This window comes from Sphingomonas sp. AAP5 (assembly GCF_004354345.1).
GTDB lineage: Bacteria > Pseudomonadota > Alphaproteobacteria > Sphingomonadales > Sphingomonadaceae > Sphingomonas > Sphingomonas glacialis.
This window is the reverse complement of the sequence record NZ_CP037913.1, coordinates 519,681-532,785: the sequence shown is the minus strand read 5'-3', so window position 1 is coordinate 532,785 and position 13,105 is coordinate 519,681. Positions and strand designations below refer to the sequence as shown.

The following is a 13,105-nucleotide window of genomic DNA, read 5'->3' as shown; positions in this document are numbered from 1 at the left end:
CTCACCCCATGGTCGGGATGACGAAGGCGTTGGCGCCGTCACCCACGCCACCGTCGGGCCAGCGCTGCGTGACGGTCTTGACCTTGGTCCAGAACTTGACGCCTTCCATGCCGTGCTGGTTGGTGTCACCGAACGCCGACCGCTTCCAACCGCCGAAGGTGTGATAGGCGACCGGCACCGGGATCGGCACGTTGATGCCGACCATCCCGACATTGACGCGCGCGGCGAACTCGCGCGCGGCGTGGCCGTTGCGCGTGAAGACCGCGACGCCGTTGCCGTATTGATGCTCGCTCGGCAGGCGCAAAGCGTGCTCGAAATCGTCGGCGCGGACGATCTGGAGCACGGGGCCGAAAATCTCTTCCTTGTACGCCGACATCTCGGGCGTGACGTGGTCGAACAGCGACGGCCCGATGAAGAAGCCTTTCTCATGCCCCTGCAGCTCGAAGCCGCGGCCGTCGACCACCAGTTCGGCGCCTTCGTCGACGCCGGTCTGGATCCACTGCTCGATCCGGCTGCGATGCGCGGCGTTGACCACCGGGCCGTAATGCGCGTCATTGTCGGTCGAGACGCCAACGCGGAGAGCCGCGATCGCCGGGATCAGTTTCTCGCGCAAAGCGACCGCGGTCTTCTCGCCGACCGGCACCACGACGGGGAGCGCCATGCAGCGCTCGCCCGCGCTGCCGAACGCCGCGCCCGACAGATCGGCGACGACCTGGTCGAGATCGGCATCGGGCATGACGATGCCGTGGTTCTTGGCGCCGCCCATCGCCTGGACGCGCTTGCCCGCCGCGACGCCGCGCTTGTAGACGTAATGCGCGATGTCGGACGAACCGACGAAGCTGACCGCGCTGATCGCGGGATGATCGAGGATCGCGTCGATCATTTCCTTGTCGCCGTGGACGACCTGGAGGATCCCCTCGGGCAGCCCCGCCTCGGCGAACAGCTCGGCGAGCCGGACCGGCACCGACGGGTCGCGCTCGCTGGGCTTGAGCAGGAAGGCGTTGCCGGTCGCGATCGCGACGCCCGACATCCACAGCGGGATCATCGCCGGGAAGTTGAACGGCGTGATGCCCGCGCCGATGCCGAGCGGCTGGCGCATCGAATAGACGTCGATGCCGGGGCCCGCGCCCTGGGTGTATTCGCCCTTCAACACGTGCGGGATGCCGCAGCAGAATTCGATCACCTCGAGCCCGCGCTGGATGTCGCCCTTCGAATCGGCGATCACCTTGCCGTGCTCGGACGAGAGCAGATGCGCGAGCTCGTCCATGTGCGCCTCGACCAGCGCCTTGAAGTTGAACATCACGCGCGCGCGACGCTGTGGGTTGGTCGCCGCCCAGCCCGGCTGCGCCTTCAGCGCGGCAGCGACCGCGGCGTCGAGCGTCGCCTGCGTGCCGAGGTTGACGCTCGCCTGGACGAGGCCGGTGTTGGGATCGAACACGTCGCCGGTCCGAGTCGCTCCGCCGCCCGAAAGGCCGACGATGTGATGGTCGATGATCCGCATGGCATACTCTCCGTTTTGCGATGCTCTTTCGACCAATTTTTGCGCCGCGCCAACCCCATCTAGTTTCCGATGTAACGGTTTGGCGTCGGATACGATCGCGTCATCCCGGCGTGACGGTCGAGGTTAGGCTCCCACCCCCGCCCGGCACTTCATAAGTGGCTGGATCCGCGTTCCGAACGCCTCGACGCCCTCGACGAAATCGTCGAAGGTCAGCAACACGCCGCCGGTGTTGGGGACTTCGGCCATCTCGTCGAGCATCCGCGCGACGCTCTCATACGAGCCGACCAGCGTCCCCATGTTGATGTTGACCGCCCCCTCGGGCGCGGCGAGCTGGCGGACGTTGGTGTCCTTATTGTGCGTGTCTTTCGCGCCTTGGTCGGCGAGCCAGGCGATCGCGTCGAGATCGACCCCGGCATTGTACGATTGCCATTTCGCCATCGCCTCCTCGTCGGTCTCCGCGGCGATGATCATGATGAGGACGAAGATCGAAACGTCGCGCCCGGTCTTGTCGGTGGCGGCGGCGAGGCGGCTGTTGTTCGAGGCGAACGCGGTCGGCGTGTTGACGCCCTTGCCGAGGCAGAAGGCATAGTCCGCCCATTTCGCCGAGAAAGCGAGCCCCTCGTCGGACGAGCCCGCGCAGATGATCTTCATCTCGCCGTCCGGCTTGGGCCGGACGCGGCAGTCCTCCATCTGATAGTAATCGCCCTTGAAGTCGCTGACGCCCTCGGCCCACAATTCGCGCAGGATATGGGCATATTCGTCGAGCATCTTGTAGCGGTTGCGGAAATGCGCATCGCCCGGCCACATCCCCATCTGCGTATATTCGGGCGGCTGCCAGCCGGTGATGAGGTTGAGCCCGAAGCGCCCATGGCTGATCGAATCGATCGTGTTGCACATCCGCGCGGCAAAGGCCGGCGGGATGACGAGCGTCGGGCAAGTCGCGAAGATCTTGATCTTCTCGGTGACCGCGGCGAGGCCCGCCATCAGCGTGAAGCTCTCGAGGCCGTATTCCCAGAACTCGGTCTTGCCGCCGAAGCCGCGCAGCTTGATCATCGACAGCAGGAAATCGAGCCCGTGCTTCTCGGCGCTTTGCGCGATCGTCTTGTTGAGATCGAACGACGGCATGTACTGCGGCGCAGTCTCCGAAATCAGCCAGCCATTGTTGTTGATGGGGACGAAGACGCCGACCTGCATGCGCGTTATCCTTGCACGGTTTCGCCCGCCAGCCAGGCAAGCACGAAGCTGTTGAACGCATCCGGATCGACCACGTTGACCGCGTGGCCGCCATGCTCGGCGCGGCAGAAGCCGGCGATCGGCAGGCCGTTGGCAAGCGCGACCCCGGCGTTGGACGGGACGAGCATGTCGTCATCCGACACCACGACGAGCACCGGGCGATGGATGTCTCGCAGGCGTTCCGAAACGTCGAACGCGGCGAGCGCGGCAATCCGTTTTTCCATAGTCGATGCACCCGGGAAATGCGCGAGCTGCTCGGGCAACTCCGCCTCGAGCAGCGCATCGTTCGCCGAGATCCAGTTGGGCGGATACAGGAACAGCGGTTGCGCCCGCAGATACGCTTCCGGCCCACTTCCGCGCAGCAACGCCAGCCTTGCAGCGAAGCACCGGAGGAAATGCGGATCAGGCGACGCCCAGCCGTTGACCACGACGAGCTTGTCGACCCGGTCGGGCGCCATCAGCGCCAGCGCCAACGCCGCGACGCCGCCGGCGGCATGCCCGACGACGATCGCCCGCGGAATGGCGAGCGCATCGAGCAGCGCGAGCATGTCGGCGGCGAGATCCTCGACGCTCACCGTATCGGGCAGCACCCGGTCGCTGCGGCCCGTCCCACGATGATCGTAGGCGATCACGCGATAGCGCTCGGCCAGCGCTACGATGTTGGGCGCCCAATAGTGCGCCGACCCGCCAAGCCCGGAGGACAGGATCAGCGGAGGCGCGTCTTCGCGCCCGTGAGTCTCGTAATAGAGCCCCGCCGCCTCAGCCAAGATGCGCGACCGATGCGATTTCGACGAGGCACTCGGGCTTCACCAGTTCGGCCTGGATGCAATAGCGCGCTGGCTTCGCACCCGGAAAATACTCGGCATAGACCGCGTTGAATCCGGCATAGTCGGCAAGGCTCTTGAGGAAAATATGGTTCATCGCCACGTCTTCGAGCGTCGCACCCGCCGCCGCAAGCGTGGTGCGGATCGTGTCGAGGATGTGGCGCGTCTGGCCGGCGGCATCGCCGACATGCAGCACCGCCCCGCCCTCGCCGAGCGCGAGCATGCCCGAGACGTAGATCGTGTTGCCCGCCTTCGCCGCGGCCGAATAGGGCGCGATCGGGGTCGGGAATTGCGGGGGATTGATCGCTTCGAAAGGCATGGTCACTCCTTGGGGGACTGGCCGAAGCTGCCGCAGAAATCCGCGGTCGTGCTGACCCAGCCGAAAAACTTCTCGATATTGTACACGCTTGCCGCCTGCATCGCCGGAGGCCCGAGATGATGCGTCGCATCCTCGAGCATCACCCCGAAATATTCGAGATGAAAGCCGTCGCGCAGCGTGCTCTCGACGCAAACGTTGGTCGCGATCCCGACGAAGACGATGTTGCGGATGCCGCGGGCGCGCAGGACACTGTCGAGCTGCGAGTTGAAGAACGCCGAATAGCGCGTCTTGTGGAGCGAGATATCGCCCGGCTGCGGTTTCAGCGCATCGACCAGCGCGTAATCCCACCCGCCGCGCGCGAGCAGTTGCCCCGCGAGCTCGGGCCGCTTGCGCATCGTCTTCAATGCATTCGACTTGTGGAAATTGGGCGATTGCGGGCCGCCTGCCTCGACATAGTCGGGATCCCAGCCGTTTTGCAGGTAGATCACCTGAACCCCGGCGGCCCGCGCGGTATCGAGTACTGTGGCAATCTTGCCAATCGTCCCCGCCGCACCCGCTATGTCGAACCCGGCGAGATCGACGTAACCGCCTTCGCTCGCATAAGCGTTCTGCATGTCGATCACGACGACCGCGGTCTGTTCGGGCGCGAGCCGCAACGCCTCGGGCCGCGCCGGGAGCGTGACCGCCGTGTCGCCTTCGCCGCCGGGGCAGGTTACGGTCTGATCGTCGGGCACGCGGCACTCCTTGCGGGGAAGCGCCCGATCCTGTCGCGTTGCACGCACAAGTACAAGACCCGCATCTTGCGCCGCGCGCAGCACCGCGCTAACCGATGCCCATCGCCGCACATGCGTGCGCTGAGCCGGCGAGCGGGTATAGTACAATGGTAGTACAGCAGCCTTCCAAGCTGAATACACGGGTTCGATTCCCGTTACCCGCTCCAGCCGCTTCGCGATGACCAGCACCAGCTTCGATCACGCGCGCGACGCGATCGTCGCCGTTGGAAGATGGCTCGACGCCAAGGGCTGGGCGCCCGCGACCTCGGGCAATTATTCGGCGCGGCTCGACGATGGCAGCTTTGCGGTCACGGTGTCGGGCCGGCACAAGGGGCGGCTCAGCCGCGACGACGTGATGCGCGTCGATGCCGGCGGCGCGTCGCTCGACGGCAAGACACCTTCGGCCGAGACTGCGCTCCACCTCGCGCTCTATCGCGCCTTTCCCGCTGTCGGCGCGGTGCTCCACAGCCATTCGCCGAGCGCGGTCGGCTTCAGTCGCGCGGTGGCGGGCGACGGCTATCGGTTGGCGGGGCACGAGATGCTCAAGGCGCTCCCTGGCGTCGCGACACACGACACCGCGGTCACGCTGCCGATCGTCGAGAACAGTCAGGACATGGCGATCGTCGAAGCTGCCATCGCCCCGCGGCTGCTGGAAAGCGGTGCGATTCCCGCCTATCTCATTCGCAGCCATGGTCTTTATGGCTGGGGCCGCGATATGGCCGAGGCGGAGCGGGTGATCGAAGCGATCGAATGGATGATCGCCGCCGAACGCGCCGAAAGGAGCTTTCGATGAGTCGCTTGCAGGTCTTTGCCGACACCGACGCCACGACGCCGCTGCTCGACACACCCGATGGCACCGCGATCGCCGCGGCGCTCGGCGCGGTCGGCGTGCAGTTCGAGCGCTGGCCGCTCAAGCCGCTCGATGCCGACAGCGACATCCTCGCGGTCTATGCCGACGAGGTCGCCCGCCTGACCGCGCAGGGCGGCTATCGCGCGATCGACGTCGCGCGGATTGCGCCCGACCATCCCGAGCGCGCCGCCCTGCGCGGCAAATTCCTGTCGGAACATACGCATGGCGAGGACGAGGTGCGCTTCTTCGTCGAGGGCGAAGGGCTGTTCACGCTCCACCACGAGACCCGCGTCTTCACCATGCTGTGCAGCGCGGGCGATTTGATCTCGGTGCCGGCGGGCATGCGCCACTGGTTCGACATGGGCGCCTCGCCGCGCTTCACCGCGATCCGGCTGTTCGTAAACCCCGACGGCTGGATCGCACAGTTTACCGGCAGCGACATTGCCGAGCGTTTCCCCCGGCTCGAGCCGGCGGCAGCGTGAAGGCGATCCTGACCGATATCGAGGGCACGACGTCGAGCATCGCGTTCGTTGCCGAAGTGCTGTTTCCGTATGCCCGCACGCACCTTGCCGACTATGTCGCGGCACATCCAGCGGAGACTGCGCCGATCCTCGCCGAGGTTGTGGCTATCGAGCCGGGCGACCCCGTGGCGACGCTCACGCGCTGGATCGACGAGGATCGCAAGGCAACGCCGCTCAAGACGCTGCAGGGGATGATCTGGGCCGACGGTTACGCCGCGGGCGCGTTCACGGGGCATGTCTATGCCGATGCGGTGGCGGGGTTGCGGCGCTGGCATGCGGCGGGGGTGAAGCTTTACGTCTTCTCGTCGGGATCGGTCGCGGCGCAGAAATTGCTCTTCGGGCACAGCGATGCGGGCGACCTGACAGCGCTGTTCTCGGGCTATTTCGATACGACGACGGGACCGAAGCGCGAGGCGGCGTCTTATGCGATAATCGCTGCTGCAATCGGCGTCGAGGCAAGCGCGGTACTGTTCCTGTCGGACACGCCGGAGGAAGTCGCCGCGGCGCGTGCGGCGGGGATGGACGCGCTGCTGATCGATCGCGCTAGCGACGGCGGTGACATTGCGAGCTTCGACGAGGTGAGCGCAGTGCGCTCCCCACTCCCTTCCCCGGCGAAGGCCGGGGCCCAGTAGCGGATGGCTGAACGGCGGGCGCGGCGCTTCGCTCACAAAGGCCTTCGCTCCTGGGCCCCGGCCTTCGCCGGGGAAGGACAACAGAATTAGGAACGCGCGATGAAACTCGACGGCACGCATCAACGCTCGATCACGCGCACCGCCGATGGCGCGGGTGCGCGCATCCTCGATCAGCGCGAGCTTCCCTGGGCGGTGAAGTGGGTCGAGCTGCGCAGCGCGTACGAGGCCGAGCTCGCGATCCGCGAGATGTGGACGCGCGGCGCGCCGCTGATCGGCGCGACGGCGGCCTACGGCCTCGCCATGGCGCTTGCCGAGGACGGATCGGACGCCGCTCTCGACGCCGCCTACGCGCAATTGCTCGAATCGCGCCCGACCGCGGTCAACCTAAAATGGGCGCTCGACCAGGTCGCCGCCGCAGTCCGCCCCCTCCCCACCGCCGACCGCGCCGCCGCCGCCTTCGCGCGTGCGGACGCAATCTGCGACGAGGACGTCGCGCTCAACCAGGCGATCGGCGCGCATGGCCTCGCGTTGTTCCGCGATCTGCACGCGGAGAACCCCGATCGCCCGCTCAACATCCTGACGCATTGCAACGCCGGTTGGCTGGCGACGGTCGATTACGGCACCGCGACCGCGCCGATTTATCTCGCGCACGACGCCGGCATCCCGGTCCACGTCTGGGTCGACGAGACGCGCCCGCGCAACCAGGGCGCTTTGCTCACCGCGTTCGAGTTGGCCGGGCATGGCGTGCCGCACACCGTGATCGCCGACAATGCGGGCGGGCATCTGATGATGACCGGCCAAGTCGACGCGGTGATCGTCGGCACCGACCGCGTCACCGCCAATGGCGACGTCTGCAACAAGATCGGCACCTATCTGAAGGCGCTTGCCGCCAAGGACAACGGCGTGCCGTTCTACGTCGCTTTGCCCTACACCACCTTCGACGCCAGCACCGCGACGGGCGCGGACGTGCCGATCGAGGAGCGTTCGGGGGAGGAAGTGACGCATGTAGCAGGCGAAGGCGGTCGCATCCGCGTTACCGCATCGGGTGCGGCGAACCCGGCGTTCGACGTAACGCCGGCGCGGCTGGTGACGGGGTATTTGACCGAACGGGGATTGCTGACGTCGGTCTGATGCGCCGGCGAGGGTAAAGCGCCCTGCCTTGTCCGTGCCGAGCGCTACGGCCGCTTCGCCATCCGCTCCAACGCCGCGTCGAGCGTCGCATCCTGCTTGGCAAAGCACAGCCGCACGACGCTCGTGACCGCATCCTGCGCATAGAAAGCTGAAACCGGGATCGTCGCGACGCCCGCTTCGTCGAGCAGCCACTGCGCAAAGGCGACGTCGTCCATCGCGATCCCCGAGGCGGCGAGATCAATATTGAGGAAGTAGGTCGCCGCACTCGGCAGCACGCTATACCCAAGCCCGCTCAGCCCTGCCGCCAGGCGATCGCGCGAGCGCTGGTAGCCTGCACGCATCCCCTCGAAATAGGCCACATCCTTGCCCAGCCCATAGGCCGCCGCCGCCTGCAGATTGGGCGGCGTCGTGAAGGTCAGGAACTGGTGCGCCTTGGCCAGCACCGAGGATATCGCGGGCGCAGCGCACATCCAGCCGACCTTCCATCCGGTCAGCGAGAAGATCTTGCCCGCCGAGCCGATCTTGACGCTGCGCTCCCGCATCCCCGGCAGCGCCATCAGCGATTGGTGCCGCGCGCCGTCGAATACGACGTGCTCCCACACTTCGTCGCAAACCGCGATCGCGTCGTGGCTCGTGCAGAAATCGGCAATCAGCGCGAGCTCGTCGGTGCCGATCATCGTGCCGGTCGGGTTGAGCGGCGAATTGAGGATTACCAGCCGCGTCCGCGCGCTCGCCACAGCCGCGAGCGCTTGGGCGGTGACGCGCCACTCGGGCGGTTCGAGCCGCACGAGCCGTGCGACGCCCCCTGCCCGCTGTACGAGCGGCAGATAGGCGTCGTAGAGCGGCTGGAACATAACCACTTCGTCGCCCGGCGTGACCAGCGCGAAGATCGCCGCGGCGAGCGCCTCGGTCGCGCCCGAAGTTACGATCACCTCGCGCGCATCGAGGTCGAGCCCCTGATGGACGCGGTAATGCGCGGCGACCGCCGCTCGCAATGCCGGCGTCCCCGCCATCGGCGGATATTGATTCGAATCCTCGAGCAGCGCGCGCGCCGCTTCGGCGAGCACATCCTCTGGCCCGCGACCGTCCGGAAAGCCCTGGCCAAGGTTGATCGCGCCGCTCGCCCGCGCGCGTGCCGACATCGTTTCGAAGATCGTTGTGCCAAGCCCGGCAAATAGCGGATTCATCGCGAGAGACGCCCAAGACAAGGGAGGACAGGTCGCGCGGGAGATGGACCGCAAGTCCGGCAGCCGCAAGCGCTATACGCGGCGCGGGCCTCAACCGACGCCCGACCGGCGATCGCCGCCGACGCGCGCCGATCCGAAGGGCTCGACGCGCCGCCACGCTTGGCATAGCTTTCAGCCGGAGAGTGAAAAATGACAGAAAAAAGCGTTTGGATGGTCGATCAACTGGCCGCCGCAAAAGTCGTCCGCGAACTCGATCTCGGCATCACCGCAGAACAAACCGAACGGCTCGCAGCGCTTCTGGCCGAGCATCGCGTCGACACGCTCGATCTGGGCGTCACGCGCATCCAGTCGGTGATCTCGCAGGCGGTGCGCGACGTTCTGCTCCGCAACCAGCACCGCGACGCCGCCTGGTCCGACGGATGCAGATCGGCGGAATCGGCGATTTTCGCCGCGACATTTTCGGTCGTGAACGAAATGCGCCCGCGGCAGAATCGAACGACGGGGCAGGTTCTGCGGTCGTTGGTCCGGCAGGCTCGGTCCACGGCTGCCGCCGAACCGCTGCTCCAGCGCGTCGATGCGTCGGCGCTCGGAGCCCCTACGCAAACCGCCTAGCGCGCAACTCGGCCGACCGGCCTGGCGGGACGTCGTTTGCGATGTTCCATGGTGCCGGACGGATCCGGGAGAACACATGGTGGACAGGGTAGGGTTCGAACCTACGTAGGAGAAACTCCGGCAGATTTACAGTCTGCTGCCTTTAACCACTCGGCCACCTGTCCCCAGGTGCTCGCCCTTGCGGGCGGTCGCTCCGAAAAGCGAGGCGTGCCAATGCCGACCGCATCGGCGCGTGTCAACGGCTATAGCGACGCTTTCGCCATCAAAAACGCGCAAGGCTTGCACGCGCGGCGTCCGGCGCATACCCGTGGCGCCACAATCTGCTTGGTCGATCGAAGGTTTTCGCAATGGTTCGTTTCCCCCTCTCCGCTCGCAGCTTCGGCGGGATCGCCTGATGGCCGGCCGTCGCGGACATCGCCCGTCACAAGCCCCTGCCGGGCGCCCGCGCTTCTGGGGGCGCCACGCCGTCACCGCCGCACTCGAAAATCCCGAGCGCGTCGTGCGCAAGATCTGGGCGACGCGTGAAGCGATCGCCAATATCGATTTCGATCCGGCGATCCCGATCGTCTATGCCCAGGTGACCGATCTCGCGCGGCTCGTACCGGGCGACGCGCCGCATCAGGGGCTGGTGATCGAGGTCGATCCGCTCGAGGATATGTGGCTCGCCGATCTGCTCGAGCAAGGCGAAGGCGATCAGCGTCCGTTGCTGATCCTCGACGGCGTGACCGATCCGCACAATGTCGGCGCGATCCTGCGCTCGGCGGCGGCGTTCGACGCGCTCGGTATCGTCACGCCCGATCGCAACGCCCCGCCAGAATCGGGCACGATCGCCCGCTCGGCCTCGGGCGCGCTCGAAGTGGTGCCGTGGGTGCGTGTCACCAACCTGGCGCGCGCGCTCGAGGAGATTGCCGCGGCAGGCTTCTGGCGAATCGGCCTGACGGGCGATTCGAACCAGACGCTCGCCACGGCGATGGGGACCCAGCGCGTCGCGCTCGTGCTCGGTGCCGAGGGCGAAGGCATGCGCCAGAACACCGCAGCGCATTGCGACGAGCTCGCCAAGCTGCCGATCTCGGACAAGATCGAGAGCCTCAACGTGTCGAATGCGGCGGCGATCGCGCTGTACGCGGTGGCGACGCGTTAAGCGCTCATAGCACGGCGCGCGCCAGGACGCCGGCAAAGCCGTCGTCGGACGGGATCGCGTAAGCGACCCGGCCGTGCCGGGCGCTGCGGCGCGGCCGCACCGGCGCCGTCGCTGCGCCGACGTGCCTGCGCCCGTCAGTCTTCCGCGGCGATCGTGACCTTCAGCCCATCAAGCGCGTCGGTCATCGGCAGCTGGCACGACAGCCGCGAAGTCGCGGTGCGATCGGCCGACGAATCGAGCAGGTCGTTCTCGTCTTCGCTCATCTTCGGAAGTTTGTCCGCAAACTCCGGGTCGACATGGACATGGCACGTCGCGCACGAGCAGCAGCCGCCGCACAGCGCGAGAATCTCGTCGATCCCTGCGTCGCGGATCACTTCCATCACCGACAGGCCTGCCTCGCCCTCGATTTCGCGCTCTTCACCCTCACGAGTCACAACGATAAGCTTGGGCATTGACGGTCCTTTGCGATAGCGAATTCTCCACCGCCATGCCGCCAGACGCGGCGCCGATCAAGGGATCACCGCATGGGCCTGAGCGCCGACCAGCTGAAGACCGCCCTCGACGAACTCGCGACGCGCGAACCCGCCATCGCAGCGGCGCTCGCGCGCGTCGGCTATCCCGAACCGCGCATTTCGCCACGCGGCTATGCCACGCTGCTGCGCACGATCATCGGTCAGCAAGTCAGCACCAAGGCGGCGGAGTCGGTGTGGCGCAAGCTCGAGACGATCATCGGCGACCTCGACGATCCCGCCAACGTCACCAGCGCGAGCGACGAGCAGTTGCGCGAGGCCGGCCTGTCGCGCCAGAAAGCGGGCTATGCGCGCAGCCTGGCGGCGCTGGTCGCAAGCGGCGAACTCGATCTGGCGAACTTGCCCGCCGACGATGACGAAGCGATCGCCAAGCTCGTCGCGGTCAAGGGCATCGGGCGCTGGTCGGCGGAGATCTATCTCCTGTTCGCCGAGGGTCGGCTCGACATCTGGCCCGCAGGCGACCTCGCGATTCAAATCGAAGTCGGCCGGATCCTCGGCCATGAGGCGCGCCCGAGCGAGAAACTGGTGCGCGAGCTGGCCGAAGCGTGGCGGCCGCACCGTGGCGCTGCAGCCGTTTTCGCCTGGTATCACTATCAAAGCGACATGAAGGTAATCTGATGGCCAAAGCCGACCGCCTCGCCCGGCTCGATGACCGTCGCATCGAGAGCGAAACCGAATATCATGCGCTGCTCCGCGGCGCCTTGGAGCGGACGGCCGCGGGGCAGATCCGGCTGTTCGGGCACACCAAGGACAAGGCGCAGATCGCCAAGGCAGCGCCCGTCGTCGCCGAGCTGACCGAACTCGGCGAGACGATCGACGCTTTGCGCGATCAATTGTCGATCGAGCCGTTCGCGCTCCACGCGCGCTTCCTTGCCTCGCGCGGCGCGGTCAGCGCACATGCCGTCGGCGAGGCGAAGCAAGCGCAGGCCTGGCTCGATCAGTGGACGGAGACTCCCGCATGAGCGGCAAATGGAAATTGGGCATCATCGGCGGATCGGGCCTCTACGCGATCGATGCGCTGGAGCACCCCGAATGGCGCCGCGTCGACACGCCGTGGGGCGCGCCGTCTGACGAATTGCTGTTCGGGTCGATCGGCGATGTGGACCTCGTCTTCCTGCCGCGCCACGGCCGCGGGCACCGGATCAGCCCGTCCGAGCTCAACTTTCGCGCCAATATCGACGCGCTGAAGCGCAGCGGCTGCACCGATCTGGTGGCAATCTCGTCGATCGGGTCGCTGCGCGAGGAATTGCCGCCGGGGCATTTCGCCATCGTCGACCAGTTCATCGACCGGACGGTCGCGCGCGCCTCGAGCTTCTTCGGCACCGGCATGGTCGCGCACGTCTCGATGGCCGAGCCGGTCTGCCCGCGCCTCTCGGCCTTCGCGGCCGAGGCAGTTCATGCCGCTGGCGGGAGCGTCGCCAAGGGCGCGACCTATCTCGCGATGGAGGGCCCGCAATTCTCGAGCCGCGCCGAGAGCGTGATGTACCGCCAATGGGGCGCCGACGTGATCGGCATGACCGCGATGCCCGAAGCCAAGCTTGCGCGTGAGGCCGAGCTGCCCTACGCGCTGATCGGCATGGTGACCGATTACGATTGCTGGCGCGAGGAAGCCGCGTTCGTCGAGGTGCACGAAGTGATCAAGCAAATGGGCGCGAACGGCGTTATCGCGCGGCGCGCGGTCGAGACATTGGTCGCGGCACTGCCCGCCGAGCGTACGCCCTCGCCGCTCGACACGGTGCTCGATTATGCGCTGATCACCGCGCCCGAGGCCCGCGATCCGGCGATGCTGGCGAAGCTCGATGCGGTGGCTGGGCGCGTGCTGGGGTAGCGCCGCAAGGTCAACCACACCAC

At 66.8% G+C, this 13,105-nt stretch carries 16 protein-coding genes and 2 tRNA genes; 10 read left to right on the top strand and 8 right to left on the bottom strand.

The features are described 5' to 3' along the window. Nucleotide 1 precedes the first annotated feature (1 nt). The 5 genes from E2E30_RS02440 to rutB form a co-directional block, all read right to left on the bottom strand. The gene (locus E2E30_RS02440; RefSeq protein WP_133186917.1) at nt 2–1,501 is read right to left on the bottom strand and encodes a CoA-acylating methylmalonate-semialdehyde dehydrogenase; all 1,500 of its coding nucleotides are present in this window, start codon (nt 1,499–1,501) and stop codon (nt 2–4) included. Nucleotides 1,502–1,624: 123 nt separating this feature from the next. Beyond that, complete coding sequence (gene rutA, locus E2E30_RS02435) at nt 1,625–2,695, bottom strand: pyrimidine utilization protein A (RefSeq protein WP_133186915.1); 1,071 nt, start codon at nt 2,693–2,695, stop codon at nt 1,625–1,627. A gap of 5 nt (nt 2,696–2,700) precedes the next feature. After that, complete coding sequence (gene rutD, locus E2E30_RS02430; RefSeq protein WP_133186913.1) at nt 2,701–3,501, bottom strand: pyrimidine utilization protein D; 801 nt, start codon at nt 3,499–3,501, stop codon at nt 2,701–2,703. Then, nucleotides 3,494–3,877 (bottom strand): Rid family hydrolase, encoded by a 384-nt coding sequence (locus tag E2E30_RS02425; RefSeq protein WP_133186911.1) that lies wholly within the window; start codon nt 3,875–3,877, stop codon nt 3,494–3,496. The genes rutD and E2E30_RS02425 overlap by 8 nt, the downstream gene beginning before the upstream one ends. A gap of 2 nt (nt 3,878–3,879) precedes the next feature. After that, nucleotides 3,880–4,611 (bottom strand): pyrimidine utilization protein B, encoded by a 732-nt coding sequence (gene rutB, locus E2E30_RS02420; RefSeq protein ID WP_133186909.1) that lies wholly within the window; start codon nt 4,609–4,611, stop codon nt 3,880–3,882. Nucleotides 4,612–4,743: 132 nt separating this feature from the next. On the opposite strand from rutB, the gene E2E30_RS02415 reads away from it, so the two are divergent. The 5 genes from E2E30_RS02415 to mtnA all read left to right on the top strand — a co-directional run bounded on the left by E2E30_RS02415 (nt 4,744) and on the right by mtnA (nt 7,784). Then, nucleotides 4,744–4,817, top strand: a tRNA-Gly gene (locus tag E2E30_RS02415). An 11-nt stretch (nt 4,818–4,828) separates the two neighbouring features. Beyond that, a complete protein-coding gene (locus tag E2E30_RS02410; RefSeq protein WP_133186907.1) occupies nt 4,829–5,443 on the top strand; it encodes a methylthioribulose 1-phosphate dehydratase in 615 nt (204 codons plus the stop codon). Next, complete coding sequence (locus tag E2E30_RS02405; protein ID WP_133186905.1) at nt 5,440–5,982, top strand: 1,2-dihydroxy-3-keto-5-methylthiopentene dioxygenase; 543 nt, start codon at nt 5,440–5,442, stop codon at nt 5,980–5,982. Before E2E30_RS02410 ends, E2E30_RS02405 begins: the two co-directional genes overlap by 4 nt. Beyond that, a complete protein-coding gene (gene mtnC, locus E2E30_RS02400) occupies nt 5,979–6,653 on the top strand; it encodes an acireductone synthase (protein WP_133186903.1) in 675 nt (224 codons plus the stop codon). The genes E2E30_RS02405 and mtnC overlap by 4 nt, the downstream gene beginning before the upstream one ends. Nucleotides 6,654–6,752: 99 nt before the next feature. Then, on the top strand, nt 6,753–7,784 hold the full coding sequence (gene mtnA / locus E2E30_RS02395) for an S-methyl-5-thioribose-1-phosphate isomerase (RefSeq protein WP_133186901.1): 1,032 nt from the start codon (nt 6,753–6,755) through the stop codon (nt 7,782–7,784). Between the two features lie 44 nt (nt 7,785–7,828). Here mtnA and E2E30_RS02390 read toward each other — a convergent pair whose 3' ends face one another. After that, nucleotides 7,829–8,971 (bottom strand): aminotransferase, encoded by a 1,143-nt coding sequence (locus E2E30_RS02390; RefSeq protein ID WP_133186899.1) that lies wholly within the window; start codon nt 8,969–8,971, stop codon nt 7,829–7,831. 210 nt (nt 8,972–9,181) lie between these two features. Between E2E30_RS02390 and E2E30_RS02385 the strand changes: the two genes are divergently transcribed. After that, complete coding sequence (locus tag E2E30_RS02385) at nt 9,182–9,583, top strand: hypothetical protein (protein ID WP_133186897.1); 402 nt, start codon at nt 9,182–9,184, stop codon at nt 9,581–9,583. 77 nt (nt 9,584–9,660) lie between these two features. Here E2E30_RS02385 and E2E30_RS02380 read toward each other — a convergent pair. After that, nucleotides 9,661–9,747, bottom strand: a tRNA-Tyr gene (locus E2E30_RS02380). A gap of 230 nt (nt 9,748–9,977) precedes the next feature. Here E2E30_RS02380 and rlmB point away from each other — a divergent pair. Next, entirely contained in the window at nt 9,978–10,724 is a 747-nt protein-coding gene (rlmB, locus tag E2E30_RS02375; protein WP_133186895.1) for a 23S rRNA (guanosine(2251)-2'-O)-methyltransferase RlmB, read from the top strand. Between the two features lie 134 nt (nt 10,725–10,858). Here rlmB and E2E30_RS02370 read toward each other — a convergent pair whose 3' ends face one another. Continuing rightward, nucleotides 10,859–11,176 carry a 2Fe-2S iron-sulfur cluster-binding protein gene (locus E2E30_RS02370; protein ID WP_133186893.1) on the bottom strand — a complete coding sequence of 106 codons (318 nt, stop codon included), beginning with the start codon at nt 11,174–11,176 and terminating at the stop codon, nt 10,859–10,861. A 72-nt stretch (nt 11,177–11,248) separates the two neighbouring features. On the opposite strand from E2E30_RS02370, the gene E2E30_RS02365 reads away from it, so the two are divergent. Genes E2E30_RS02365 through E2E30_RS02355 form a run of 3 tightly spaced genes read left to right on the top strand, consistent with a single transcriptional unit; the run spans nt 11,249 to nt 13,082 of the window. Beyond that, on the top strand, nt 11,249–11,872 hold the full coding sequence (locus E2E30_RS02365) for a DNA-3-methyladenine glycosylase family protein (protein WP_133186891.1): 624 nt from the start codon (nt 11,249–11,251) through the stop codon (nt 11,870–11,872). Next, nucleotides 11,872–12,216 carry a hypothetical protein gene (locus E2E30_RS02360; protein ID WP_133186889.1) on the top strand — a complete coding sequence of 115 codons (345 nt, stop codon included), beginning with the start codon at nt 11,872–11,874 and terminating at the stop codon, nt 12,214–12,216. The genes E2E30_RS02365 and E2E30_RS02360 overlap by 1 nt, the downstream gene beginning before the upstream one ends. After that, nucleotides 12,213–13,082, top strand: coding sequence for an S-methyl-5'-thioadenosine phosphorylase (locus tag E2E30_RS02355; RefSeq protein ID WP_133186887.1), 870 nt, complete (start codon nt 12,213–12,215; stop codon nt 13,080–13,082). Before E2E30_RS02360 ends, E2E30_RS02355 begins: the two co-directional genes overlap by 4 nt. The last annotated feature ends 23 nt before the right edge of the window (nt 13,083–13,105 follow it).